Raw genomic sequence first — 24,324 nt, 5'->3', positions numbered from 1 at the left:
GCGCTCCTTGTCTCAAAAGCCCTGGAGCGCTGTGGGTCAATGCCCGGGAATATCCGCTCCGTCGTTCGATGACCTTTGAATACGCGGGAATGGCCTTTGCGGTATCGGCCCGGCCTGCCACTGTTTTGGCCCTATCTGCCAAGCCCGGTGAAACCTGCCAAAAGCAGACAAACACGAAAAACCCGGCCAGTCTTGGCCGGGTCTTTACGCGTTCTTGAGGGGAGGGCTTTAAAGGGAGCTACGCGGGCTGATAGCCGCCGGTGGCATCAGGCGATGGCGGTCTGCTGGCGGAATTGCGCAGGCGGCTGGCCGACCCAGCGCTTGAAGGCGCGGGTAAAGGTGCTTTGTTCGGAAAAACCGGTCAGAAAGGCGATTTCGGCGATGGAACAACTGCTGCCGGCCAGCAGTTCACGGGCCAGTTTCGTCTGCGCTTCGCGCAGCATGTCGCGATAGGTCAGCCCTTCTTCTGCCAGGCGGCGATAGAGCGTGCGTTCGCTCATGCCGAGATCACGGGCGATGGCAGCTGCCGAAGGCACGCCGCTGCTGAGGGTTTTCGACAGGCGGTTGAGAAGATCGCGCGTCAAGGCACTGCCGGCCGGCAGCGCTTCGATTTCCGTTTCGAGGTGATCCGTCAGAAAGGTGCAGACTCCCTGATCGCCAAGGCGGTTCGGCAGATCCAGCATCGGCCGGGGCATCATAATGGCATCCTGCGCTGCGCCAAAGCGGACCGGGCAGCCGAAAAAGGCCTCGTAGCGCTCTGCCTCGCCCCGGCAGGGATGGCGAAAGGTGACAGCCTCAATCTGCAGGCTCGGGCCGATCTGGTTCACCAGATTATGGGCAAAGCCGGCAAGGGCACATTCGTTGCGAAGATGCAGTATGGGCTGGGGCGAGGTCTGCCCGGCAATGGAGAAGACTGCAAGCGGTTCGTCTTCCTCAAGGCAATAGACGGCCGTGTCGGTCACCAGCCGGAAGTAGCGCTCGATCAGTTGCAGCGTGTTGCGAAGGGTCGGCGCCGTTTTCAGGGCAAGACCCAGAACACCGAGATCGTCTGCCTTGATCTTCTGTGCATAGGCAAACACCAGCCCGGCTTCGTCCGGGTACCAGCTGCGGATCCAGTCGAGCAACTCGAAGTGGGCTGTGTCCGGTATCCGCCCGTCCTCGGTTCGCACCACGTAGCGCACGGTTCCGTCTGATGCCAGCAGTTTGCCGTCACCTGTCATGGTCAGGCCGGCGGTGGCGGCCATGGTGAGTGCGAAGGAGGCAATGACACTGGGCATCTTCAGTCCCCTTGTGCTGCGGGATGCATCAAGGCAAAGTTTGAACCCTGCGGTGTTGAAAAGCGCACGCCGGCACAAGGTGCGGTGGCGGCTTCCGCGCACGTGCAATGCATTTGGCGTTCGCGACGAATGCCAGTTCCGGCAAGGGCGTGTATCGCGATCTCATTTCCGGACATGAGCACTCCCCCTAACTCAAAACGTGACGTTAAGAAATTTATACAGACAGGTCTGTCTAGGTGTCAATATCCTGTGATAACCTTTTGTGAGGATGGACGGGGAGGGGGGAACGAGATAGGGAAATAGACAAACCTGTCTGTATATGGAGATGATGGTGCAATCACGCCGAGACGAGCTCGTGGATACGGCCCTCAGGCTTTTCTACACCCGCGGGTTCAATGCGACCGGAATAGACAAGATCCTCGCCGAAGCGGGGGTGGCCAAGATGACGCTCTACAAGCACTTTCGCTCGAAGGAGGAGCTTATCCTGGCCGCGCTCAACCGCCGGGACGAGCAGTTCCGCAACTGGCTGATGAGCGAAATGGAAAAAGCCTCGCCCAACCCGAGGGAGCGGCTTCTGGCCATGTTCGACGCGCTGGAGGAATGGTTCAACGGCCGTGCCTTCAAGGGGCTCGGCTTCAACGGCTGTGCCTTCATCAACGCGGCGAGCGAATTCGGCGACCATCAGCATCCGATCCACCGCACCGCGGCCGAGCACAAGCAGAGGATCGTCGATTATCTGGAACCGCTCTGCCGGCAGGCGGGTGCGGAAGATCCCGTGGCTCTGGCCGAGCAGCTCGCCCTTTTGAAGGAAGGCGCCATCGCCACCGCCCAGGTGCGCGGCATGCCGGCGGCCTCCAGAACCGCGAAGGCCATTGCCGCAACGCTGATACCCGCCTGACGGCGGGTGTTCGTCAGCTTAGCCCCGAACCCAGCAGATGCGGCAAGGGAAGGGGTAACGCGAAAACATCTTCGGCACCCCAGGTCCGATCAGATGCGGAAGGCGATGCCGGTCTGCTGTTCGGCCAGTTTGCCGAAATGCAGTTTCAACAGCTTGTGGTCATCCTCGGTCGAGGTCTGAAAACTGCGCCGTTCGGTGTCCTTGACGATCAGGAAGGCGGCGGCCCAGATGCCGATCAGGAAGCCGGTGTTGTCCCGCAGCTCAAGCCGGTGGCCGATCAGGTCGCTGCCATCCAGCCCCACCGCATCCTTGCTGCCGCAGACCTCAAGGCAGATCAGCCCGTTCTCGTAGAACCGCCAGGAAATCTTGTGCAGGACACAGTCCTTGATGGTCTGGTCAGATGTCCAGACGAACTCCTTCCAGGTGACCGGCTCTTTCTCCGGACCGATCTCGCCGGTGTTGTGGATGTCGGACGCCATCTGCCGATGGGTGGAAAAATCGAGTGTCGCGGAAGGGCGCGACAGCGGAATCCAGGCTGTGCCCGTATCCCCGGTCACCGCCTTCTGCAACGCCACAAACCGCTCCCTGGCCTCATCACTGACGCCAAGCTTCCCCAAAAGGGGTTTTGCAAAAACCGAAGCAAGCTGAATCACGACCGCCTCCCATGGTGGGCGTTACCGGATCATCCCGTTAGAGGGACGAATGGCAGGGTACAGGGGAGACGGGATTGTGACGAGAGGGCGTGGAGTTGGGTTGGGCTGGGGGAGCGAAGAGACTGGCGGCTTTCGTCTTGAAAGCCGTTGAAGTGGACGCGCGTTCAGAGCGAGCTGTCTGTAGCTTTCGGCCCTGAGCCGACATTCATCCGCTGAAAGGGCGCTGCGACGCAACCCGTTGAAGCCGCTATTCGTTGCGACCGCCAAGACGATTGTCTGCCGGATGCCTGAAAAACGAATTGGTGGCGCGGATTTCAGTGCGCGCCACCTAGAGCTGTCGTTTCATGAGTTTGTTTCAAGCCGCCTGCGCAGCAGCTCCGGCCAATTCGGCGGCCAAGTCGCTGGTGCGGGCCTCTGCCATTTCAACTGAAGCCCGGTGACGATCGTCTTTAAACTCTTGGTATTCGATGGCGATAGTATCGATATGTCCCGGCGCAACGCCGAAGTAATGCGCACAAGCTGCCAGACCAAGGTCAAGCGCGTTGAGGTGAGCCCTTACACCCCCCTGAGCAAAACCAAATTCACCGCGCGCTGACAGCACCACCAGCCGTTTTCCTGATAGGATCGGCTCGATCGGCGTATCGCCGCGAGCAAGATCAAAGGAAAAGGTCTTGCCGATCCGTGCAACCTGGTCAATCCAGCCTTTTAATGCGGTAGGCATCCCGTAATTGTACATCGGCGCTCCCATGACGAGGATATCCGCCGCTTGCACTTCCTCGATCAGTTCGTCGGACAGGGCTAGGCGCTCGTTCATCCACGGCTCACGATCGTCAGGCGGGGTAAAGGCGGCATGAATGAATTTCTGGTCAATCGCGGGAATGGGGTTCAACCCGACATCCCGGGTGATTACCTTCGTTTCCGGTGCGTTGGCCAGAAACGTACTGGTGAATAACCTGGTCAGGTGTCGTGTCAGAGAGCGTTCTTCAAGCTGGGCGCTTGCATCAATTCGCAGCAGAGTAGGCATTGGCAATCTCCTGAGGTTTCGCACTACACCTTTTGCCTACCAAGCGGCTTATACTCTGGCGAAGGCGAATTTTTCAGGGCATGGATGAATGAGATTCATCTAAGTGCAAAATCGAATGGAAGAGATAGAACCGATGCGGCGCTTGCCTCCACTTCACGCACTACGCGCCTTTGAAGCTGCGGCCCGGCATCTGCATTTCGCCCGTGCCGCGGCAGAGCTTCACCTAACACCGACCGCGATCAGCCACCAGATCCGCCAACTTGAAGAGATCTTGGAAGTGAAGCTCTTTCACCGCTACCCTCGACCAATCCGCCTTACGGCGGAAGGCGAGGCATTATACCCGGTGCTGTGCGAGAGTTTCGACCGTATGGCTCAGGCCATCTCAGGTCTTTCCCAGTTGGATCAAGGCCGGCCGTTGACGGTTTCCGTAACTGTGGCATTCGCCAGCTTCTGGCTCATGAGGCGCCTGCCGGAATTGCACAGTCAGACCGGGTTGAATCTGAAAATCGAGGCTGACAACCGACCGGTGGACCTGTCTGCCAGCGATGTCGACTTCGCGGTTCGCTATGCAGGTCAAGCGGGCACGGAAAATCAGTGGTTGCCGCTATTTAGTGACAGCCTGATTCCGCTCTGTGCGCCGGACGTGCTGCGTCGGCATCAGGTCAACGAAGACGCCGATATTCTTCGCCTGCCGCTGATCGAATACCGCTGGAATTGCGGCGCGGAAGCGCCACCCAACTGGCAACGCTGGTCGCACGCAGCCCGGCTTACAGGCGAGGTGCCGGAGGTCACTCAGTATTTCTCCGAAGAAATCAATGCTATCGACGCGGCGCTTGCAGGTCAGGGTGTGGTACTGGCTTCCAGCGTATTGGCCGCTTCCGCTGTCGCAGCCGGGCACCTGGTACGCCTGTCTGAAGCGAAATTGCCCGGCAGAACTTTTTGGGCTGTGAGCCTCAGCGAACATCCGCGTTTTCCTGAAGTGGAGCGCTTCGCTTCATGGGCACGGTCTTGCGAGTAAGATTGCCGAAACGTCAATTTTCAATGAACTAGCCAACCTGAAAAAGTGTTTCCTACGCCTTTCGGTTTGACAAAGGTAGCAGTCTGAACGGCAGTTACCCATGCTATCGTCGCCATTCGTGTCTGGCGCAGCCTTTGGTATTATGGGCTCGGAGCAGACTTGCGGCGGCGCAGGGGCGCTGACTCTGATCTTGGTGTGTGCCTGGTGGACGCAAACGGCCCGAAGCGGTCATTCGCCTGCTGATAGGATGCTGCGTTGCAGCCCTCTGAAACCGCCATTCATTGCAACTGCGAAGGCGGCTGGCTACCTGACGCCGGCAATGCGGACTTTGCTGACCTTCAGCGAACGGCAACTTTCGGGAATTCCTCGGTCCAGCTATACTTGTCAGATGCAACGGTCAGGTCGACTTCTTCAACTTCTTCAATCCCTTCGAGAACGGCGCGGAGCCGTGACCGCGAAAGCCTTGGCAGAGCAGTTTGGCGTCTCCGAGCGCACTATCTATCGGGACATGGAAACACTGCTGGAACTGGGCGTGCCGGTCGAAGGCGAGCCCGGCATCGGTTTCATTCTGCGACCAGGTTTTTTCCTGCCCTCAATGGCATTCACAAGAGACGAGGCTGATGCCGTTTTGTTGGGTTTGCGCTTCGTGCTTGCGCGAGGTGACCGCGAGATCGCGAAAGCGGCTGATACCGCCTTGCTAAAGATAGCGGATGGAATGGGAGACCAAGCTGAAGCGCAGATGCTGGGGAACGGACTGACCGTCGGTCCAGCTGAAACCGAGCGGCGCGAGGAATTGAAGACGATCCGACGCGCGATGCGGGATCGTCGGAAGCTCCAAATCGCATACCGGACCGATGGTCGAACTCCGACCGACAGGGTCGTCTGGCCTGTCGCACTCGGCTTTTTCGATCAGGTTGAAATGCTCGCTGCCTGGTGCGAGCTACGGGATGCGTTCCGCCATTTTCGCATTGATCGGATCGAAAGCCTAGCCTTGTGCGACGGAAACATACCCCGATCCCGCAACACCCTTCTGGCTGACTATCGCAAGCTCGAACCGGGCGCCAACGTTTGACCCGGAGTCCTGACACTTTCTGTCAAACCCGGCTGCTAAACCTCGGTCGTGAGTTAGAAAGGAGATTGGGATGTATGTGATACTTGGTGGAACCGGGCAGGTTGGATCGGCAACGGCGCGGGCGCTTTTGGGTGAAGGAGAGGAAGTCACTATCGTCACTCGCGACAAAAGCCATGGCGAAGACCTCAAGAAAGCCGGGGCGAGCATTGCCGTTGTGGATGTTCGCGACGTGGAGGCGCTGAGGGGCGTTCTTAAGTCCGGCAAGCGTGCCTTTCTTCTCAACCCGCCAGCGGACCCGTCAAACGACACGGACAAAGAAGAACGTGAGAATGTCGCTGCGATCATCGCGGCGCTTGATGGCTCGGGACTCGAAAAGGTTGTTGCCGCCTCGACCTATGGTGCCTTCGAGGGCGAACGCTGCGGCGACCTGACTGTCCTGTACGAGTTCGAGCAGGCCCTGAAAAGCCAATCCATACCAGCCGCGATCAATCGGGCGGGATATTACATGAGCAACTGGGCCGGGATGGCGGAACCCGTGCAGGAGAACGGCACCCTTCCCAGCTTCTTTCCGGCCGATCTGTCAATCGCGATGGTGGCCCCGGCCGACCTCGGAAAAGCCGCCGCTCGGCGGTTGATGTCGGGAACCGAAGATGTTGGCATCCAATATGTTGAAGGACCAGAGCGCTATTCCGCCAAAGATGTCGCCATTGCCTTTGCAGAAAAGATGGATCGCAAAGTAGAGGTTCAGGAAGTTCCCCGAGATGCGCTCGAAGACACGTTCCGCGAGTTCGGATTCTCGGACGAAGCCGCAGCATCTTATGCCTGCATGACCCGCCGCTTGATCGATGGAAAAACGATGCCAGCGCATGAACCGATCCTCGGGACTACCTCTTTGAAGAGCTACATCGCCGCGATCTTGGGATAGCAGGCTGGTAGAACCGGACATTCGCCGCACCCTGTCGAGTGGACGCGTTGGACTCAAAGCGGTCTTGCGGCGGCACGGCGCCCCGGTCCTGACGGCTGGTTCCACGTGAACACAAACGGCCCATAGCTGCCATAGGCTATGGTCTCAATCAATGACAGCTTCGCGCCCCTCATTTCGGCCGTACAACGGCCTGTGACCAAACTCCAATACCGGACATTCGCTGAGTGCAGGACAAACAGCCAAGGCACGTTCCGGACACCTGATAAATCGTGCATAGTACTTTCGGTACGTTGCTAACGCCGCAATTGGACATAAGCGATGGAGTGTCGATAGTCAAAATGGCAATTGATCAAGTAGCTCGCACCTTAATAATTGAAGCATTGGCCATGCTACGGAAAACGGATCTTCCAAAAAGGTGGAGCTATTCCAGAGAAACTCGACAGCCCGGCGGACAAACGTCTCGAAGCTTCTCGACTGAACCGGATTTTTCACTTCACCTGGGCTTAATTCTCGAAAAACTTGGGGCATTCGAAAATTTCAGAGTGCAGTTAACTACGGATGACAACTATCGCGCAGTACAAAGGGAATTAAGTAATGATCAGAAGGAAAAATTCTGGACAAGACCGAAGAATCTGGCATTCGCAATTATTGGCGATCACCTGAAACACCACCCAACTCTTTACCCTAAGGCAGCTTTGATTGACGAGATTGTGTCAAATTTTAGCTACTGCATTGCAAATGGCGTATTAGGTGTGCGGATCGTCAGCCCGTTGGAAGGATTTTCAAGCAGCGCGCGAAGCGTACAAGTAGATGACGGCCTTCTTATTACAAAGCTTACGCCAAACAAATTTTTAAAGCTGTTTCCGATCAAATCAGTGGAACAAGCCATGGAGCATCAAACGTGGGGGCATCTTATTGAATTCTCAGCGGAACACCCGATCACCAACGTGCCGCATGATGAAATAAATAGGAAGGCAGATTTTAAAAAGCTTGTCCATGCGCTTAGGCTTCTTAAGCCAGGAAAAATTGCTGCTCCATATTCAATGTGGCTTCCGCTAAAGCCGGGATTTATAAACGCACAGCGGGGCAGAAGGTATTCAGCCTTTAAAAACCCTATTCTTCGGCCAGAATATCGTTTGCTTCCAAAGGAAGCCAATATACTAAGAACTATTTATGCGGCTATGGGCAACGAGTTTCCGAGAGCCGTTAGCATTGCCGCTGATCGCATTGATGTGTCCGTTGAGCGTAGAACAAAAGAAGATGAATTCATCGATCACATAATAGCTTTGGAGGCATTATTTGGTGATACAAATAACGCGACGGGAAGTATTAGCTATAAGATTGCGCTGCGCGCTTCAATGCTCATGCACAACGACAAGCTGTCTCGCGAGAGAACGTTCTCAAAACTAAAGAGAGTAATTGGAATTCGAGGGAAGGTGGTTCACGGTGCCACAACTCTGAGCGCAATGAGGCAAAATGATCAGGAGTTGGCTTTCTGGCTAGGTGTCTTCGCGCGCCATGCGGTAACTGAGATTTTGTTGCATTATCCTGACTATGCCGAAGCAACCGCGGATGAGCACATATTGAGTCTGGTTCGGCCTTAACCGATCTCAGATGCGCAAACCGATGACTTTTGAATGACCTAGTCGGCGAGGGAATTGCTATGTGGCCAAGTATCATCCAGACTATTTCTGTAATAGTTGCCGCTCTCTCCGTCACAATTGGGGTGAGCGCATGGCGGCGATCACTGATTGGTCAGAAGCGAATAGAACTCGCTGAGCAAGTGATCGAAGGCTTTCATGAAGCACGAAATGCGCTCCAGGCGATTAGGTCTCCAATGGGGACTGCTAAAGAGGGGATGACAAGAGTTCGAAAAGAGGGGGAGGACGCAGCCGAGAGCCGTATTCTCGATCAGGCCTACGTTGCTTTTGAACGTTATGAGGCGAGGTCTGAAATTTTTTCGAAATTAATGGCTAAGAGATATCGTTTCGCACTCTACTTTGGTGACAAGGCAGCAGAGCCTTTTGAAGATTTGAACGACATCCTAAAGCAAATTTTTCTTGCATCGCACAAACTAGCCAGATTGTGGAAGGCACAAGGGACTGCAATGGAACAAGACGTTTTTGAGAAACATCTCAAAAACATGCATGCTGCCGAGGCTATATTTTGGGAGGGTGCAGAGGACCCTGATCCCCTCAATCCAAAGATTGAAACGATGCTAAACAACATAACCGAAACGTGTCGTAAAATTGTGAACCCGCGAAGAACACTATGCGAAGACCTTCAAAATAATTGGCATTCGGTGTTGAACTATCTGCAATGCAAAGTACGCTGAAGTTTAGAAGTCGAGAGAATTTATGTAATTTATCGAGAGATTTTGCGCTCCAAAGCAAGATTTAAATTATTTTAAATTTACATTTGAGGCCATAGAATGTCCGCAGTAGTCGCACTGAACTCCTAAGGCCTCCATTCCCCTCCCGGGCCCGTTGCAGCCGTTGGTGGGTTCTGCAACAAATGACCGCTTCCCGCCCTTCCCGGACCTTGGTGAGCTCCGCAACGAAAGCCCGCTCCCCGCCCTTCTCAAACCTTGGTGAGCTCCGCAGCGAAAGTTCGCGCCCTGCCCATTACGGAACTAGCCCCGCTCGGCATGAATGTCGGCGATTGAGACAAGAACTCAGTTCTTAGAATGCCTAAAATGGCGGCGCATGGCTGCCCTGTCTCTCTCATCAAACGGCGCTAGTGATCCAGAGCCAGGCTGTTACCGACTTGTCGTTGCAGCCGGTTGCCGAACGATCTGTTGCAGGGATCGACGCTGGTTTCATCGCCGACACTGCAGGGGGCTACCTGGGCTTTGCCAGCGCAACGCTGTCTGTGGCCTGAACACGGGTTCTCGGACCAGTGTTTCCCGGCCCGGAATGTCCCGGCCTTCGTGCCGGGGGAGTGATGTTGCGGCCGTCGGTAACGCGGCGCAGAAGGGGGGCGGGGTGTGACCCGGTGGGGTAGAAGGCAGGCCAGGGGCGAACCATGGCCTGCCGATACGTAGGTTAGAGCGCGGGAATGCGCAGGACCTGGCCGGGGTAGATCTTGTCCGGGTCGGACAGCATCGGCTTGTTGGCTTCGAAGATTGCCTGGTACTTGGCGCCGTTGCCGTAGACTGTTTCAGCGACCTTCCAGAGCGTGTCGCCCTTGACCACCGTGTGGAACCTGGCTTCCGGTTCGCTGCTCTCGACGGTGATTTCTTCCTCGACCTTGGAAATGCCGAGCACGTTGCCGGCGGCAAGGATCAGTTTTTCACGGGCTTCCTGGCTGGGCGCTGCGCCTGCGATCTTGACGGTGTCGCCGCTGACTTCAACCTTGACGTCGCCGTCGAGACCGAGGTCGGCAACTTCCTTTTCGATGGCTTCCGCGCTTGCTTCCGGCGCATCGTCGTCGCCAAACAGCTTCTTGCCCGCATCCTTCACGAAATCAAAGAAACCCATGTCTTTTATCCTTTAAGTCATTTTAGCCGAAATCTGCCGGCGCGCCCTGGTGGAGGTCATTTCACGCAGCGGAACCATATTGCAAATTTCCCCGGGCGGCGGAAGCAAAATCCGGGGCGGCGAGGGCAGACTTGGGAAGAGGGATCGGGTTCGACATGGGCTGGGCTCAGGCGAAGCGCTTGGCTCCGGCAACGCAGCCGACCACCAGCGTGGTGACGAGGATCATGGTGGAGGATACCGGTTCATGCAGCAGCAGGCCGGCCAGCATCAGGCCGAAAAAGGGCTGCAGCAACTGCAATTGACCGACACTGGCAATGCCGCCGATGGCAAGGCCCCGGTACCAGAAGATAAAGCCGACCAGCATTGAGAAAACGGAGACATAGCCGAGCCCCGCCCAGGCGGCGGTATCGATGCCGGTCCAACTGTCCGGCCATGTGAGCAGCGCAAGCGTGCCCATGACCGGGAGCGAGAGGGCAAGGGCCCAGGAAATGACCTGCCAGCCGCCAAGGCGGCGGGACAGTACGCCGCCTTCCGCATAGCCGAAGCCGCAGACGATGACCGCCGCCAGCATCAGTAGATCCCCTTTCGGGGAAAGATCGGCCCCTTGCGATAGCGCATAGGCAGCAACGGCGGCACTGCCGGTGCAGGAAAACACCCAGAAGAGCGGCCTCGGCCTTTCCATCCCGCGCAGCAGGCCGAAGAGGGCGGTCGCAAGCGGCAGGAGGCCGATGAAGACAATCGAATGGGCGGCTGTGACATGCTGCAAGGCGAGCGCCGTCAGCAATGGAAAGCCGACAACGACGCCAAGGGCGACAATCAGCAACGAGGTCAGATCGCTCCGCTGCGGCCGCGCCTGCCGAAGCAGCAGCAGCACAGCCATGCCGAGAAAGGCTGCAACCACAGCCCGGGCCGAGGTCAGAAACAGCGGACTGAAGCCACCAAGCGCAACCCGCGTCGCTGGCAGTGAGCCGCTGAAGATGAGAACGCCCAGGAGCCCGCTGCCCCATCCTGCCATCGATGCCTGCATGTCCGGTCTTTCTGCTGTCTTTTTTCGAATGTTCCCGTTTGGTGGAACATGTTGCTCGATCAGGACTAGTCCGGCGGGGCTGGTCGGGACAGACACAATACAGTACAATTTGTAAAAACTGTACTGATTACGCTTGCCATACACTTTAGCGGATCTACCCATGGAGCAGGACACACGCACGGCGACGGTGATGGAAGCCGTCAAGCGAAAGATCGTCAGCCGGGGGCTCGAACCTGGCGAAAAACTGCCGTCCATCCGCGGGTTCGCCGCCACCATGCGGGTGTCGCCGTCCACCGTGGTGACCGCCTATGACAGGCTGGCGGCCGAAGGCATCATCTATGCCCGCCGCGGGGCCGGCTTCTTTGTGGCCGATGCCGCCCGTCCATTTTCGGTTGCGGAGGTCGGGCCGCAGCTCGACCGGGAGATTGACCCGTTCTGGGTGTCGCGCCAATCGCTTGATGCCGGGCCGGATGTTCTGAAGCCCGGCTGCGGCTGGATGCCGGCGGACTGGATGCCCAACGAGGCCATGCAGCGCGGTCTGCGCGCGCTTGCCCGGACGGGCGGTGGTCACTTGTTCGACTATGGCGAAACGCGGGGGGCGGCGAACCTGCGCCACCTGCTGGCGCGGCAGTTCTCGGATGAAGGGCTTGACGTGAGCCCGGACCAGATTCTGCTGACACCTTCCGGAACGCAGGCCATCGACCTGATCTGCCGGTTCTTTCTGCGGCCGGGAGATACGGTGCTGGTCGATGACCCGTGTTATTTCAACTTTCAAGCCCTCTTGAAGGCCCACAGGGTGGAGGTAGCCGGTGTGCCGTTCACGCGCCGCGGACCGGATACCGGGCTCTTTGAAGAAGCGCTCAACCGGCACAAACCCAAGCTCTACATCACCAATTCTGCCCTTCACAATCCAACCGGCGCGACGATCTCGCCCCAGGTCGCGCATAAGGTGCTGAACCTGGTGGCGGCTCATGGCCTGGTGGTGATCGAGGACGATATTTTCGGCAGTTTTGCGCCAGAACCCCTGCCGAACCTTGCCGTTCTGGACGGGTTGGAGCGGGTTATCCGCATCGGCAGCTTTTCCAAGACCCTGTCTGCCTCTGTGCGCTGCGGGTACATCGCAGCACGGGCGGACTGGATCGAGGCATTGGTCGACCTGCAGGTAGCCACCAATTTCGGCGGACCGGGACCGGTCGCGAGCGATCTGGTTCATGGCGTCTTGAGCGACGGCAGTTATCGCAAGCACATGGACGCCCTGCGGGGGCGCCTTGCAAAGAAGAGGCGCGAGGTCGCTGCCAGGCTGGAGCCGCTCGGGATAAGACCCTGGGTCAGCCCAAAGGGCGGCTTTTACCTCTGGTGCCGATTGCCCGACAGGCAGGACGCCGCCGCCATTGCCCGCGCGGCACTCCGCCGGAACGTGGTTCTGGCCCCCGGCAACGTTTTCAGCGTTTCGCAATCGATGACCGGGTTCCTGAGGTTCAATGTCAGCCAGATGGGCGACGGACACGTGTATGACGTTCTGGAAAGCGCGATGAAGCCCGAGGCAGCCTGAGTTCCGGCAACTATCCTGCGCCTGCAGCGTTTGCCTCAAATATGGTTGCATCTGGCTGGTGCGAGTGACGGCTGCTTCGGGCGGCGAGACTCCTGTTCACAACGGCGGGCTCATCCGGCCAGACCCCCTTTCGATGAAGGAGCTCTTTCCCGATGAATGGCACCGCCGCGCAAAAGACGGATGCGAAGACAGCCAGGCTTTACCGCATGGTCATGCCCAAGCATATCTGTCCCTATGGTCTCAAATCGAAAGACCTTCTGGAGCGGCAGGGCTATGAGGTCGAGGACCATCACCTCACGACACGTGAGGAGACCGATGCCTTCATGGAAAAGCACGATGTGGAGACGACACCGCAAACCTTCATCGGTGACGCGCGGATTGGCGGTTATGACGATCTGCGCGTCTATTTCAAGCTCGATCCGCCAGAAGAGGAGCGCAGCGACACGACCTATCGGCCCGTGATCGCCATCTTTGCCGTTGCCTTGCTTCTGGCCCTCGGCCTGTCCTGGCATCAATATGGAACGCCTGTCACCCTGCGGGCTGCGGAATGGTTCGTGTCGCTTTCGATGACGATCCTGGCGATCCAGAAGCTGCAGGACGTGGAGAGCTTCTCCACCATGTTTCTGAACTACGATTTGCTGGCCATGCGCTGGGTTCCCTATTCCTGGATCTATCCCTATGCGGAGGCCTTCGCAGGTATCCTGATGACGGCCGGTGCGCTGGTCTGGCTGTCTGCCCCGGTGTCCTTCTGCATCGGCCTGATCGGCGCTGTCAGTATTTTCAAGGCGGTCTATCTGGAAAAACGAGAGCTGAAATGTGCCTGCGTTGGCGGCAGTTCCTCAGTTCCGCTCGGTTTTGTCTCGCTGACCGAAAGCCTGATGATGATGGCCATGGGCCTGTGGATGCCGTTTCGTGTGTTTGTTCTACAGGGATAAAAGGCAAAAACGCGTCCGCTTCGGGGAGCGGGCGCACACCTTTTCGGTTTCTTCCTGACTGGCTGTTTCCGAGGCTCTGTTCCAACTATCTGAATTTAAAAGTGTTTGTTTGGATCATAAGAACGCTACGAGAGAAAGCTTAGCCAATCATCAAAGTTTTCTCTTGCGCTTTTCGCGCGCCTCGAAATACTTAGCAATATGGCTAAGCATGATCCTGATCTTTCCCTGTTGTTCCACGCGCTGTCCGACCCGACGCGCCGGGCAATGCTGACAAGGCTCGCCAGTGGCCCTGCGCGGGTGACGGACCTTGCCGAACCCACCGGGCTGAAACTGCCGACGGTGATGCGGCACCTTTCCGTGCTGGAGGAGGCGGGGTTCATCACCACCGCAAAGGATGGGCGCATACGCACCTGCGCCATCGTTCCGGAAGCCATGGAGCCGGTGCGGACATGGATCGATGAACAGCGTGCCATCTGGGAGGCTCGCCTCGACAGGCTGGACGCATTTGTCATGAACGTGATGAAGGAGACCGGAGAATGACGCAGAACGTGGTTCCGCAAAGCGCAGCCTCCACCGCCGCTGGCGAGGCAAGAGACGGATTTGCGACGCTCACCTTCGAGCGCGACATGGCTGCTCCTGCTGAAACTCTCTGGCAGGCGTGGACCGCTCCGGCGGCACGGGCGGTCTGGGCTGCACCTTCCCCTGCCGTCACGGTGGAGTTTATTGAAGCCGACACCAGGGTGGGCGGACGGGAGATCTCGCTCTGCAAAGTGGACGGTCAGCCGGACATCCGCTGCGAATGTGGTTGGCTGGACCTGCAACCACCGTTGCGCAGCGTGAACTACGAGGTGACCTCGAGCGAGGGCGAAACGCAGTCCGTCGCGCTTGTGACCGCAGCAATCGCAGATTTGGGGGAGCGCAGTCGGTTGTCCGTGACGCTGCAGCTTTCCTCGCTCGGTGCGAATATGCAAGAAGGCTACCGGGACGGCTTCAATGCGGCCCTCGACAATCTTGCCGGGGTTGCCGAACGCACGATGATCCTGCAGCGGGTGATCCGCGCACCGCGATCCGTTGTCTGGGGCGCCTGGATGAACCCCGAAACTCTTCCACAATGGTGGGGGCCGGACGGCTTTTCCTGCCACACCACGCGGATTGATCTGCGCGCTGGCGGTGAATGGGTGTTCGACATGATCGCCCCTGACGGCACGGTGTTTCCCAACCATCACCTCTATGGAGAAGTCCGACCGGGCGAACGTCTCACCTATACGCTGCTGTGGGGAGAGAATGGTCCGAAGCATGCCGACGCCTGGGCCTCGTTCGAGGAGGAGGACGGCGCAACGAAGGTCACGCTCGGCATGGTCTTCAGCACCGCCGCGGAATTCCAGGAAGCCAAGGGTTTTGGCGCTGTGGAGCTGGGGCGGCAGACCCTGGGCAAGCTGGAAAGCTATATCAAGGCGGGCTGAAGAGGCGCGGTCTTGCTATCTTCCTTGGCCTTTCGGAAGGAGGGCAAGGGAGACCTCCTGTGAGGGGCTCAGTGTCTGAAGATTGAGACAATCAGGTGGTGCGATCGGGTGGAGAACACCTTTTCGCTGAAACCGGCTTGCCCTAATGCTCAAACTCCGCAAGTCTCCGCTGGAACGTTCCTGCCACCAAGCTCCGCGGAGACCCTCCATGCATATTCTCATCATCGGCGCAGCCGGTATGGTTGGCCGAAAGCTGGTTGAAAAGCTGGCTGCGGAACCGGACGTGCTCGGGTTCGAGGTTTCGCGGCTGACCCTGGCCGACGCCAATCAGCCAACGGTTCCGGCGGCACTGCCCGGTGTTGCCGAGGCGGTGACCGTGGACCTTTCGACGCCTGGATCGGCACAGACGCTGGTTGCTGCGCGCCCGGATGTCATCTTCCACCTTGCGGCCATCGTCTCCGGCGAGGCGGAGCAGGAATTTGAAAAGGGATATGCGGTCAATCTCGACGGCAGCCGCGAGCTGTTCGAGGCCATCCGGCTCGAAGGCGCGCGCGAACCGTATTTTCCAAAGGTGATCTTCGCGTCGTCAATTGCCGTGTTCGGCCAGCCGTTTCCTGAAAAGATCGGCGACGAATTCTTTATAACGCCTCTGACCAGCTACGGCACGCAAAAGGCGATCACCGAACTGCTGCTGGCCGACTATACCCGCAAGGGTTTCTTCGACGGCATCGGTCTGCGCCTGCCGACGATCTGCATTCGCCCGGGCAAGCCTAACAAGGCGGCCTCCGGTTTCTTTTCCAACATCATGCGCGAACCCCTTGCCGGGCAGGAGGCCGTGCTGCCGGTGGACGAAGGCGTGCGCCACTGGTTCGCAAGCCCGCGCGCCGCAGTTGGCTTTTTCGTTCACGCAGCGCGGCTCGACACGGGCCGCATGGGCCCCCGGCGCACTGTTACGCTGCCGGGGCTTTCCGCCACCGTCGGGGAGCAGATCGAGGCACTGCGACGGGTTGCCGGGGAAAAGGCTGTCAGCCTGATCCGCCGGGAGCCGGACGAAACCATCGTTCAGATTGTTGACGGCTGGCCGAGAAACTTCGACGCCAGAAGGGCTCTGGATCTCGGGTTTCAGGCGGAAACCAGCTTTGACGACATCATCCGCATACATATCGAAGACGAATTGGGAGGCAGATATCCATGACCGCAGAGGGGTTTGACGTGAAGGGCAGGATCGCGCTCGTGACCGGTGGCGGCACGGGGGTCGGCAAGGCTGTTGCCGCTGGCTTGAGCCGGGCCGGCTGGCGGGTTGTGATCAGCGGTCGCCGCAAGGATGTCCTGGAAAAGACGGCGACCGAGCTCTCCGGCGATACCGGCAACGACGTGTCGTGGATTGCCGCGGACGTCGGTGATCCTGCATCGGTAAAGTCTCTCTTCGACGAGATTTCGAAGACCTTCGGCAGGCTGGATCTTCTGGTCAACAATGCGGGCATCTCGAACGCGTCCGTCCCGCTGGAGGACATCTCGTTCGAGGAGTGGAGCGCAGTCGTGTCGGCGAACCTGACCGGGGCCTTTCTTTGCACCCAGCAGGCCTTCCGGCTGATGAAGGCGCAGGAGCCGCGCGGCGGACGCATCATCAACAACGGCTCGATCTCGGCGACGACGCCAAGGCCGAATTCTGCCCCTTATACCTCGACCAAACATGCGATCACTGGCCTGACGAAGTCCGCCGCTCTGGATGGACGTCCGTTCGATATTGCCTGCGGCCAGATCGACATCGGCAATGCGGCCAGTGACATGACGGCCAAAATGAGCGGCGGTGTGCTGCAGGCCAACGGCGAAACAGCCTCGGAGCCGACCATCGATCCGGTGCATGTTGCCAATGCGGTTACCTATATGGCCAGCCTGCCGCTGGATGCCAATGTGCTGACATTGACGGTGATGGCAACCGGCATGCCGTTCGTGGGCCGGGGCTAGGCTGACTGCCTTCGCTGCCCGGATTTCAACTTTGGGCAGCGGCTTGCAGGTCATTGCCGAGGCCGGAAAGACATGCTGCCCGAATGTCTTCGGCAAACAGGCGCATGCGACGGTTGAGGCGGCGTTCCCGGGCATGGAGCAGATAGATGCCCCATGCCGGCACAGCGATCTCCGGTAACAGGGGTACCAGCTTTCCGGCAGCAAGTGCCTGCGTCACGATAAAATCCGGCAGCCGGCTGATGCCATGTCCCTGAATAGTTGCGTCCAGCAGGAACGTCCCGCTGTTGGAATTGAGGGCGGGCTGAAACTCAAGTCGCTGGCGCTTGCCCTTTTGCGTCTGGAACTCCCAGACAGTCCGGCGTGCCCAGCCGAAATGAAGTAGCCGATGCTTCAGCAGATCTTCGATCGATTGCGGTGCGGGATGGCCGCGCAGGTAGTCTGGGCTGGCAAAGAGGCAATGCTCCACGGTGCCCAGTTTCATCGTGATGGCATCTTCGGGCCGCGTTTCGGTGATGCGGATCGCAAAGTCATAGTTTTCTCTGGCAAGATCGACCAGCCGGTCATCGAAATCGACGGTTAGCTGGATGTCCGGGTGCCGGGCCTGGAAGTCGATCAGCGCCGTGTTGAGGAAGCCGTGGCCGAAATCCCTCGGGATTGAGATCGACAGGGGCCCGGAAGGCGCGGTCCCGCTGCTCAGGAAATCGTCCTCGATTTCGTCGGCATCGCTGACAACGCGGCTCGCACGCTGAAAAAGTTCGCGTCCGGGTTCGGTCAGGTTCCAGTAGCCGGGAGAGCGATCGACCAGCCGGGTCCCATAGCGATCTTCCAGCAGCGACAGGCGGCGGCTGACCGCTGATTTTGCGATGCCGAGTTCCGCAGCAGCCTTCGAAATGCTGCCGCTGGCAACCACCTGAACGAACAGCCGCAGGTCTTCCATTTGACCCATATTGTTCTCCAAATCAGAACGACAGGTCCTGATTTTGATATCTGGTTATGAAATTTGCAACTTCCTATCTGTTGGAGAACCTGAAGTGCTGGCCCATTTCACCACGGGTGACCTACGATCTTGCCCGCTCAAAAGCAGATTGGAAACGCCATGAACGCAGAGATTGACATTCGCACCACGGCAATGCCCGCGGACATGCGCATTCTGCTGGATGCGTATCCGCGCGATACCTGGGAAGCTCATCCAGGCTTCAAGGAGAAAACCAGCAACTGGCTGGGGGCACATGTGATGTTCCGGCAGTTGGCGGAACTGGTGCACCTCGAAACGCAGGCCTATCTGGAGAAGCTGAGAGATCCGGACGCTTTTGCAGCCAGACTGTCTCGCTATGGCGACCTTCTGGTGCGCAATCTCCACGGCCACCACACCTGGGAAGACAAGAGATACTTTCCGGAACTCTGCGAGGCCGACCCGCGTTTCGAGAAGGGATTGGAGATCCTAGAAAAGGACCACGAAGCGCTGGACACGATGTTGTTCGGCTTCTCACGAACCGCCAACCGCGCGATCAAGCTGGTCCAGCTTGACGAAGCGCAGGCGCGCGAGGAGGCTGGAAAGCTGCAGCCGGTAACCGAGACGATAGAAAAACTGCTGTCGCGCCACCTGAGCGATGAAGAGGAGTTGGCAGTGCCAATCATTCTTCACCATCGCCTGCGCGGATAGCTGCAACACACGGCCGGGCGCGGTTTTGCTTCCGGCCGTGTGCTGGTTTCAGGGGGGAGCCCCATAAACGATGACGGAATGACCCGGAGAAAGACGATGCCCAAGCCGACTGCCGACTTGTCGAAGGAAGAAAACCAGACTGATGCTGCCGACCGACGTGCGCAAGGGGAATTCGTTCGCGGTGTCAGCGGGTTTCGCTCTGCCATCGGCGATGCGGATTTTCCGGCAGAAACCGGGCGCTATCATCTCTTCGTCGCGCTCAACTGCCCCTGGTGTCACCGTGTGACGCTTACGCGAAACGTCCTCGGGCTTCAGTCCGGTGTTTCCATGGATGTTGCCTTTCCGGGGCGGACGGAAAAAGACGACCCGGCAGGTGAGAACCTCTGGGAATTCAATCCTGAAAGAGTGGCCAGCCTGACAGGTGAACCCTTGCCGGAATGCACGGAGGAAACGGCGACGGGGGAGGGGCTGCGGCTGGTGAAACAGATCTACCAGGCAGAAGGGTCAGATGAACGATCCGTCCCGGTTCTCTACGACAAGAAGCAAAAGCGAATCGTCAACAATGAAAGCGCCGAGATCATTCGCATGTTGAACGCGCATGCCGGGGCGCTGGGCAGCACGATTGCCCAGGAAGCGCGGCCTGACCTTTATCCGGACGATGAAGATCTGCAGGCGCAGATCGATGCCTTGAACGAAGCGATCTATACGCGGATCAACAATGGCGCCTACAAGGCTGGATTTTCATCCGATCAGAGTGTCTATGCGGCGGCTTACGAGGGGTATTTCACCCAGCTGGCAGAACTGGAGGATCGGCTTGGTGCCGATGGTAGACCGTTTCTGACCGGCGACAGATTCACTGAAGCCGACCTGAGGCTGTTCCCGACGCTTTACCGGCACGATCCGGTCTATTTCGTGCGCATGAAGCTGAACGGGGCCCGCATTCTGGACTATCCAAATCTGTGGCGTTGGCTGTGCCGGGTGCATGCCCTGCCGGGTGTTGCCGAGAGTTCGTCACTGATCCATTGCAGACAGGGTTATTTCGGCCGGTCGTGGAACAACGTCGTACCGCTGGGGCCTTTCCGGCCGATGCCCTATCCGCAAGCCTATGGTCATCCCGAACTTGCAGAGCAGCAGTAACGGGGCTGAGGCAGGGCGCGCACGCTTTGGGTCAATCTCGCAGAAGACTTGCTAGCGCGTTGGCGTTCGCCCATAGCTTTGCCTGTACTGTTTCGGCGTCATGCCGGTCTTGCGCTTGAACGCCCGCTCGAAGGCGGTCTGGTCGGAGTAGTCCAGCTCGAAGGCGATCTGCGCCAGTGAGTGACTGGTGTCGACAAGGGCGTGGCGTGCGATACGATAGCGACAGTCGTCCAGAAGGGTGGAAAAGCGCAGGCCTTCCTCTCCAAGGTGCCGGTGCAGGCTGCGGCGGGAGAGGCCAAGCCGTCGGGCCACGGCCTCCTGATCGGAAGATCCGGTGCCAAGCCCTTCGTAGATGGCCGTGCGGGTGCGGGCGGTCAAAGACTTGGGTCGAGCTCTACTCGCAAGAGCCTGGCTCAAACTGGCAAGGGCATTGCGATGCCCGCCGCAGGTGTCGCGCGGCATTGGTGCGCTCAGAACCTTTTCAGGAAAACTGAGCGCATTCGTTTCACAGTCAAAGAGGCAGAAACTGCCTGCGGTTTCCGCCCAGATGGAAAGCGGGCGCGCGGCGGTGTGTTCGAAGCAGATCAGGTCCGGCTGCCAGTCGGCGCCAGCCCCCCGCCGAATGAGTTCCGTCAGCACGGACAGCGTGAATTCGGCATCCTGCCTGCGCGGCCAGATATCCGGGTTGAGGATGCGGTAGGTGAGTGTTGCGACACCCTCTTCGACGGTGAGCTGGAGATCCGTTTCGCTCTGGATGAATTTTATGAAGCGTTCGAACGTCCTTAAGGCGGAGCCGACAGTGGATGCGGTCAGAAGCGCGTCGCCAAGTTCGCCAAGGTCTTGCAGGTTCAACCTGGGGCCGGATTGCCAGCCGATACCCGGTTGACCGAGCATCGCCGCCCCGTGCTCGTAAATCTCTACAAAGGAATACAGTGGAATTTCGACTTGCGTATCCTGCCAGGCGTCAACCGGCACGCCGCTCTGGCGTCCCAGAGCCGCTGGCTCCAGGCCCTTGTCGATCAGCATTGCCTGCAGACCGCTCAAGGCACCTGAGATGATCGTTGCACCTCTTGGCATGACCCCCGCCTCTCCCGAAAGCCCCGCTTGGCCCACCTGACGCAGGTGACGCCAAGTGGAAGCAGCAAGTACAGCAGAGTTCTGGAGCTGTTGCAATTGAGGCTCACGGGATTTCAAGGTCGTCGCAAAGATTGGCCAAAATTGTCGAGAAGTACGCAAAAGCCCTCTCTCTAATGGCAGGCACAGAGAGATCCGGTTCAGCACCTTGAAAACTTGGGCGTCCGGACGAGGGAACAGATTTGGTGACCTGCATCGATGTGGCAGTGGCCGGCGGTGGACCCGCTGGTGCCTTCACAGCGCGTGAGCTGGCTCGTGCCGGGCTCAGCGTGCTCCTGATCGACCCGGCAACCTGCCGTCCCAGGCTGGAAGGCCTTGGCGAGCGGGTGGCGCAGCTTCTCGTAGCCAAGGGACTCGATGAAGCCCTGGCGGCTGCCAGCAATCCTTTACCCCGTTATGTGACATGGGCGGGCCTCACAGGCACGGCCAATGGCGAGCGGCTGGTCCGCCGTCATGTCTTCGATGAAGCCTTGAGGCGTGCAGCCCTTGAAGCCGGAGCTCAAACCCGGCGGGCGCGTCTCGGCCGGCTTCTGAAATCCGACGCCCAGCGGGGCGTGCTCTTGAAGCTTTCCACCGGGGAGGAGGTCAGTGCACGGCTGCTGATCGACGCGCGCGGGCGGCAAGCCACATCCGCCCAGCGCCTCAAGGGTCCGCAAACCCTAGCAATTGCAGGGCTGACACAGGGAACTGCAGGTGTTGCCGGTACCCACGTGGAAGCGACACCGCAGGGCTGGCTCTGGGTGGCGGAAGATCCGGATTTTGGCCGCTGGCTGCAGATTTCCATCGCAGCGGAGGATCTCTCCGGCTCCGGTCAAGCGGCCTTGCAGGACCGGATGGCCCGATTTCTTGCCCAGGAACAACTTGCCGGACGGTTCTCAGATCTTTCCTTCCGGGGGCCGTTGATCGCCCGGGCTGCCGGTCTGGTTCTGGCAGCTCCTCGATTGCAGCTTCCGGTCATTCCGGTTGGCGATGCAGCGGTTGCGATCGACCCCTTGTCCGGTCACGGGCTGTTCTGGGCCCTTTCCTCTGCACTGTCTGCGGTGCCGAGCGTGTTGACTATCCTCGAAAATCCGGAAGAGGGGCAGCGGCTTGCGGCCCGGTTTTACCGCGACCGTGTGGTGGAAACCTTCTGGCGTCAGGCACGCACCGGCCGTGACTTCTACCGGCTGGAAACGCGCCTTTCGGGCAATCCTTTCTGGATGGAGCGGGTCTGTTGGCCGGACGACGCACCATCCCATCCGAGCGTGTCCGAAACCTTCCTGCAGCAGCGCGTTGTCGTCGACAACAACCGGTTGGTTGAACGGGACGTTTTGGTGACGCCGCAGGATCCCGGCGGTGTTGCCTATGTCGCGGGCATCCCGGTTGGCGATCTCAAGCCGTTCTTTCCGTCTTCCGCCATGGCACAGCCGCCGCCGTGCGCGCCGTCTCCCGCGCTCAAGGCCGCCTTCGGTTGGCTTGAGAGCCGCGGACTTCTGCAAGGCTCGCTGAGCCGCACGCAACACTACCAGACCAAAACGAGGGAAACAGCATGATCAAACGAATGCGAAAGGGGCATCTGGCCGGCCTTGCCGGGCTCATGCTTCTGCTGCCTCTTCCGGCGGGGGCGCAGGACGGTGCCAAGCTTCTGGAAGAAAATTGCAGCGGCTGTCACATGGCAGATGACAGCGGCGCTCTCAGCCGTATCAGCGGCCAGCGCAAGACGCCCGAAGGCTGGCTGATGACCATCGTGCGCATGCGGCTCTTCCACGGCATGGAAATCGATCCTGCCGTTCAGAGCGAGCTGGTGCACTATCTTGCCGATACGCAAGGCCTTGCCCCAAGCGAGACCGAAGGGCTGCGGTACGTTCTGGAACGCGAACCGGCACATATGGAAGAGGTGGAGGCCCCACTTGGCGAAATGTGCGCCCGTTGCCATTCGGCGGCCCGGTTCAAACTTCAGCGGCGGACACCGGAAGAATGGGCCCTGCATATCGATTTCCACCTCGGCCAATGGCCAACCCTGGAATATCAGGCCCTTGCCCGCGACCGGGAATGGCTGAAACTGGCCCGCGAGGAAGTTGTACCGCTTCTGGCAGAGCGCTATCCGCTGGAGACAGATGCCTGGAACAAATGGCTGGAGGCACAAAAGCCGCAGGCCACCGGCAGATGGGTGTTTGCAACCAGCCTGCCGGAAAAGGGCGACGCCTATGGTGCGCTTGAGGTTACCGGCGACAGCCAGCCCTATTCGGTGTCCGGCACCTTGATGACCGTCGACGGGGAGGAGCTGACCCTTGAGGGTAAGCTGAACGTCTATACCGGCTACGAATGGCGCGCCAATCTCGACATTGGCGGCGAGAAATACCGGCAGATCCTGGCAATTTCGGAAGATGGCAGCAGCCTGATCGGCCGTCAGTTCCTGCATGCCGAAGATAGCCTCGGAGGCTCCTTCAAGGCGGCCAGGGCAGGTGGTGACCCCGCCATTGTCGGCGTGGTGCCTTCCATTGTTCCTGCTGGCAGCAGCGCAAAGGTCCAGATCGTCGGCACCGGGCTTGGCGAAGTCGCCCTCAGTGGTGCGCTGGAAGTCACCGGCGGTGAAGCCAACGCCTATGGCGCTGTTATCGACGTGGCGCCTGCGGCAGATACCGACGGCCTGGTCACGATTGCGGCAGGGGATGCGGCCACTGAAGACACGCTTGCGGTCTACAGCCACATCGACAGCCTGAAAGTGGAACCGGCCTTTGCTGTTGCCCGTGTCGGTGGCGGTGGCGGCTCTGCCGGGAAGGTTCCGGCGCGCTTCGACGCTGTCGGCTACTGGAACGGGCCGGACGGCCAACCAGGGACGGAGGACGATATCCGCATCGGCTCCGTGCCGGCCACCTGGTCGCTCGCGCCCTTCAACGAAGAGGCAGAGCACCTGAAAGACACCGAATACGCAGGGTCGATGGACGAAACGCTTGGCATCTTCATGCCTGCCGTTGCGGGTCCCAATCCCGAGCGTCCCTTCTCCACCAACAATGCGGGCAATCTGAAGGTGCTGGCAACCAGCGGCGAGGCGACCGGTGAAGGTCAGCTCATCGTCACGGTGCAGCGCTGGAACGATCCCCCGATCCGCTGAAACAG

Annotated in this window: 24 protein-coding genes; 17 read left to right on the top strand and 7 right to left on the bottom strand. The window is 59.1% G+C overall.

The window, feature by feature from the left end; genetic code table 11:
* Positions 1–266 precede the first annotated feature (266 nt).
* Positions 267–1,277 (bottom strand): AraC family transcriptional regulator, encoded by a 1,011-nt coding sequence (locus tag V1T76_RS06770; protein ID WP_330559857.1) that lies wholly within the window; start codon positions 1,275–1,277, stop codon positions 267–269.
* Between the two features lie 328 nt (positions 1,278–1,605).
* On the opposite strand from V1T76_RS06770, the gene V1T76_RS06765 reads away from it, so the two are divergent.
* Positions 1,606–2,175, top strand: coding sequence for a TetR/AcrR family transcriptional regulator (locus V1T76_RS06765; RefSeq protein ID WP_330559855.1), 570 nt, complete (start codon positions 1,606–1,608; stop codon positions 2,173–2,175).
* Between the two features lie 89 nt (positions 2,176–2,264).
* Here V1T76_RS06765 and V1T76_RS06760 read toward each other — a convergent pair whose 3' ends face one another.
* Both V1T76_RS06760 and V1T76_RS06755 read right to left on the bottom strand, forming a co-directional pair.
* On the bottom strand, positions 2,265–2,828 hold the full coding sequence (locus tag V1T76_RS06760; RefSeq protein ID WP_330559854.1) for a hypothetical protein: 564 nt from the start codon (positions 2,826–2,828) through the stop codon (positions 2,265–2,267).
* 355 nt (positions 2,829–3,183) lie between these two features.
* Entirely contained in the window at positions 3,184–3,852 is a 669-nt protein-coding gene (locus tag V1T76_RS06755; protein WP_330559853.1) for an FMN-dependent NADH-azoreductase, read from the bottom strand.
* 115 nt (positions 3,853–3,967) lie between these two features.
* Between V1T76_RS06755 and V1T76_RS06750 the strand changes: the two genes are divergently transcribed.
* From V1T76_RS06750 to V1T76_RS06725, 6 genes are all read left to right on the top strand, one after another.
* Positions 3,968–4,870: a LysR substrate-binding domain-containing protein gene (locus tag V1T76_RS06750; protein ID WP_330559852.1), complete on the top strand. Its 903-nt coding sequence runs from the start codon at positions 3,968–3,970 to the stop codon at positions 4,868–4,870.
* 100 nt (positions 4,871–4,970) lie between these two features.
* Positions 4,971–5,942 (top strand): helix-turn-helix transcriptional regulator, encoded by a 972-nt coding sequence (locus tag V1T76_RS06745; RefSeq protein WP_330559851.1) that lies wholly within the window; start codon positions 4,971–4,973, stop codon positions 5,940–5,942.
* Between the two features lie 70 nt (positions 5,943–6,012).
* Complete coding sequence (locus V1T76_RS06740; protein WP_330559850.1) at positions 6,013–6,867, top strand: NmrA family NAD(P)-binding protein; 855 nt, start codon at positions 6,013–6,015, stop codon at positions 6,865–6,867.
* A 338-nt stretch (positions 6,868–7,205) separates the two neighbouring features.
* A complete protein-coding gene (locus V1T76_RS06735; protein WP_330559849.1) occupies positions 7,206–8,471 on the top strand; it encodes a hypothetical protein in 1,266 nt (421 codons plus the stop codon).
* A gap of 59 nt (positions 8,472–8,530) precedes the next feature.
* The gene (locus V1T76_RS06730) at positions 8,531–9,202 is read left to right on the top strand and encodes a hypothetical protein (protein ID WP_330559848.1); all 672 of its coding nucleotides are present in this window, start codon (positions 8,531–8,533) and stop codon (positions 9,200–9,202) included.
* A 404-nt stretch (positions 9,203–9,606) separates the two neighbouring features.
* Positions 9,607–9,747, top strand: a complete 141-nt coding sequence (locus V1T76_RS06725; protein WP_330559847.1) for a hypothetical protein — start codon at positions 9,607–9,609, stop codon at positions 9,745–9,747.
* A gap of 164 nt (positions 9,748–9,911) precedes the next feature.
* Here the strand turns inward: V1T76_RS06725 and lysM are convergent, their stop codons facing one another.
* Positions 9,912–10,346, bottom strand: coding sequence for a peptidoglycan-binding protein LysM (lysM, locus tag V1T76_RS06720; protein ID WP_330559845.1), 435 nt, complete (start codon positions 10,344–10,346; stop codon positions 9,912–9,914).
* 166 nt (positions 10,347–10,512) lie between these two features.
* On the bottom strand, positions 10,513–11,373 hold the full coding sequence (locus V1T76_RS06715; RefSeq protein ID WP_330559844.1) for a DMT family transporter: 861 nt from the start codon (positions 11,371–11,373) through the stop codon (positions 10,513–10,515).
* A 160-nt stretch (positions 11,374–11,533) separates the two neighbouring features.
* On the opposite strand from V1T76_RS06715, the gene V1T76_RS06710 reads away from it, so the two are divergent.
* The 6 genes from V1T76_RS06710 to V1T76_RS06685 all read left to right on the top strand — a co-directional run bounded on the left by V1T76_RS06710 (position 11,534) and on the right by V1T76_RS06685 (position 17,291).
* The gene (locus tag V1T76_RS06710; protein WP_330559843.1) at positions 11,534–12,925 is read left to right on the top strand and encodes an aminotransferase-like domain-containing protein; all 1,392 of its coding nucleotides are present in this window, start codon (positions 11,534–11,536) and stop codon (positions 12,923–12,925) included.
* Positions 12,926–13,077: 152 nt separating this feature from the next.
* A complete protein-coding gene (locus tag V1T76_RS06705; protein WP_330559842.1) occupies positions 13,078–13,860 on the top strand; it encodes a glutaredoxin family protein in 783 nt (260 codons plus the stop codon).
* 198 nt (positions 13,861–14,058) lie between these two features.
* Positions 14,059–14,400 (top strand): ArsR/SmtB family transcription factor, encoded by a 342-nt coding sequence (locus tag V1T76_RS06700; RefSeq protein WP_330559841.1) that lies wholly within the window; start codon positions 14,059–14,061, stop codon positions 14,398–14,400.
* A complete protein-coding gene (locus V1T76_RS06695) occupies positions 14,397–15,323 on the top strand; it encodes an SRPBCC family protein (RefSeq protein ID WP_330559839.1) in 927 nt (308 codons plus the stop codon). Before V1T76_RS06700 ends, V1T76_RS06695 begins: the two co-directional genes overlap by 4 nt.
* A gap of 208 nt (positions 15,324–15,531) precedes the next feature.
* Positions 15,532–16,518 carry a D-erythronate dehydrogenase gene (gene denD / locus V1T76_RS06690; RefSeq protein ID WP_330559838.1) on the top strand — a complete coding sequence of 329 codons (987 nt, stop codon included), beginning with the start codon at positions 15,532–15,534 and terminating at the stop codon, positions 16,516–16,518.
* The gene (locus V1T76_RS06685; RefSeq protein WP_330559837.1) at positions 16,515–17,291 is read left to right on the top strand and encodes an SDR family oxidoreductase; all 777 of its coding nucleotides are present in this window, start codon (positions 16,515–16,517) and stop codon (positions 17,289–17,291) included. The genes denD and V1T76_RS06685 overlap by 4 nt, the downstream gene beginning before the upstream one ends.
* Before the next feature lie 25 nt (positions 17,292–17,316).
* Here V1T76_RS06685 and V1T76_RS06680 read toward each other — a convergent pair whose 3' ends face one another.
* Complete coding sequence (locus V1T76_RS06680; protein ID WP_330559836.1) at positions 17,317–18,237, bottom strand: LysR family transcriptional regulator; 921 nt, start codon at positions 18,235–18,237, stop codon at positions 17,317–17,319.
* Between the two features lie 150 nt (positions 18,238–18,387).
* Here V1T76_RS06680 and V1T76_RS06675 point away from each other — a divergent pair, with 150 nt between their 5' ends.
* Positions 18,388–18,954, top strand: a complete 567-nt coding sequence (locus V1T76_RS06675; protein WP_330559834.1) for a hemerythrin domain-containing protein — start codon at positions 18,388–18,390, stop codon at positions 18,952–18,954.
* Between the two features lie 96 nt (positions 18,955–19,050).
* Complete coding sequence (locus tag V1T76_RS06670; protein WP_330559833.1) at positions 19,051–20,091, top strand: glutathione S-transferase C-terminal domain-containing protein; 1,041 nt, start codon at positions 19,051–19,053, stop codon at positions 20,089–20,091.
* Positions 20,092–20,142: 51 nt separating this feature from the next.
* Here the strand turns inward: V1T76_RS06670 and qhpR are convergent, their stop codons facing one another.
* Positions 20,143–21,168 carry an AraC-like transcriptional regulator QhpR gene (qhpR, locus tag V1T76_RS06665; protein WP_330559832.1) on the bottom strand — a complete coding sequence of 342 codons (1,026 nt, stop codon included), beginning with the start codon at positions 21,166–21,168 and terminating at the stop codon, positions 20,143–20,145.
* A gap of 242 nt (positions 21,169–21,410) precedes the next feature.
* Between qhpR and qhpG the strand changes: the two genes are divergently transcribed.
* Together qhpG and peaA are read left to right on the top strand one after the other, a co-directional pair.
* Positions 21,411–22,757 (top strand): flavin-dependent monooxygenase QhpG, encoded by a 1,347-nt coding sequence (gene qhpG / locus V1T76_RS06660; protein WP_330559831.1) that lies wholly within the window; start codon positions 21,411–21,413, stop codon positions 22,755–22,757.
* Entirely contained in the window at positions 22,754–24,319 is a 1,566-nt protein-coding gene (gene peaA / locus V1T76_RS06655) for a quinohemoprotein amine dehydrogenase subunit alpha (protein WP_330559830.1), read from the top strand. Before qhpG ends, peaA begins: the two co-directional genes overlap by 4 nt.
* Positions 24,320–24,324 lie beyond the last annotated feature (5 nt).

Origin of the sequence: Roseibium sp. FZY0029, from assembly GCF_036350355.1 — a bacterium.
In the GTDB taxonomy this organism is placed as follows: domain Bacteria; phylum Pseudomonadota; class Alphaproteobacteria; order Rhizobiales; family Stappiaceae; genus Roseibium.
The sequence above is the reverse complement of the archived record's forward strand: the minus strand, read 5'-3'. Positions and strand labels throughout refer to the sequence as shown.

What these genes read in the sequence shown, in the direction of transcription:
- V1T76_RS06770 (WP_330559857.1), bottom strand. Translation starts at nt 1,277, where the DNA reads ATGCCCAGTGTCATTGCCTCCTTCGCACTCACCATGGCCGCCACCGCC.
- V1T76_RS06765 (WP_330559855.1), top strand. Translation starts at nt 1,606, where the DNA reads ATGGTGCAATCACGCCGAGACGAGCTCGTGGATACGGCCCTCAGGCTT.
- V1T76_RS06755 (WP_330559853.1), bottom strand. Translation starts at nt 3,852, where the DNA reads ATGCCTACTCTGCTGCGAATTGATGCAAGCGCCCAGCTTGAAGAACGC.
- V1T76_RS06750 (WP_330559852.1), top strand. Translation starts at nt 3,968, where the DNA reads ATGGAAGAGATAGAACCGATGCGGCGCTTGCCTCCACTTCACGCACTA.
- V1T76_RS06745 (WP_330559851.1), top strand. Translation starts at nt 4,971, where the DNA reads ATGCTATCGTCGCCATTCGTGTCTGGCGCAGCCTTTGGTATTATGGGC.
- V1T76_RS06740 (WP_330559850.1), top strand. Translation starts at nt 6,013, where the DNA reads ATGTATGTGATACTTGGTGGAACCGGGCAGGTTGGATCGGCAACGGCG.
- V1T76_RS06735 (WP_330559849.1), top strand. Translation starts at nt 7,206, where the DNA reads ATGGCAATTGATCAAGTAGCTCGCACCTTAATAATTGAAGCATTGGCC.
- V1T76_RS06730 (WP_330559848.1), top strand. Translation starts at nt 8,531, where the DNA reads ATGTGGCCAAGTATCATCCAGACTATTTCTGTAATAGTTGCCGCTCTC.
- lysM (WP_330559845.1), bottom strand. Translation starts at nt 10,346, where the DNA reads ATGGGTTTCTTTGATTTCGTGAAGGATGCGGGCAAGAAGCTGTTTGGC.
- V1T76_RS06715 (WP_330559844.1), bottom strand. Translation starts at nt 11,373, where the DNA reads ATGCAGGCATCGATGGCAGGATGGGGCAGCGGGCTCCTGGGCGTTCTC.
- V1T76_RS06710 (WP_330559843.1), top strand. Translation starts at nt 11,534, where the DNA reads ATGGAGCAGGACACACGCACGGCGACGGTGATGGAAGCCGTCAAGCGA.
- V1T76_RS06705 (WP_330559842.1), top strand. Translation starts at nt 13,078, where the DNA reads ATGAATGGCACCGCCGCGCAAAAGACGGATGCGAAGACAGCCAGGCTT.
- V1T76_RS06700 (WP_330559841.1), top strand. Translation starts at nt 14,059, where the DNA reads ATGGCTAAGCATGATCCTGATCTTTCCCTGTTGTTCCACGCGCTGTCC.
- V1T76_RS06695 (WP_330559839.1), top strand. Translation starts at nt 14,397, where the DNA reads ATGACGCAGAACGTGGTTCCGCAAAGCGCAGCCTCCACCGCCGCTGGC.
- denD (WP_330559838.1), top strand. Translation starts at nt 15,532, where the DNA reads ATGCATATTCTCATCATCGGCGCAGCCGGTATGGTTGGCCGAAAGCTG.
- V1T76_RS06685 (WP_330559837.1), top strand. Translation starts at nt 16,515, where the DNA reads ATGACCGCAGAGGGGTTTGACGTGAAGGGCAGGATCGCGCTCGTGACC.
- V1T76_RS06680 (WP_330559836.1), bottom strand. Translation starts at nt 18,237, where the DNA reads ATGGGTCAAATGGAAGACCTGCGGCTGTTCGTTCAGGTGGTTGCCAGC.
- V1T76_RS06675 (WP_330559834.1), top strand. Translation starts at nt 18,388, where the DNA reads ATGAACGCAGAGATTGACATTCGCACCACGGCAATGCCCGCGGACATG.
- V1T76_RS06670 (WP_330559833.1), top strand. Translation starts at nt 19,051, where the DNA reads ATGCCCAAGCCGACTGCCGACTTGTCGAAGGAAGAAAACCAGACTGAT.
- qhpR (WP_330559832.1), bottom strand. Translation starts at nt 21,168, where the DNA reads ATGCCAAGAGGTGCAACGATCATCTCAGGTGCCTTGAGCGGTCTGCAG.
- peaA (WP_330559830.1), top strand. Translation starts at nt 22,754, where the DNA reads ATGATCAAACGAATGCGAAAGGGGCATCTGGCCGGCCTTGCCGGGCTC.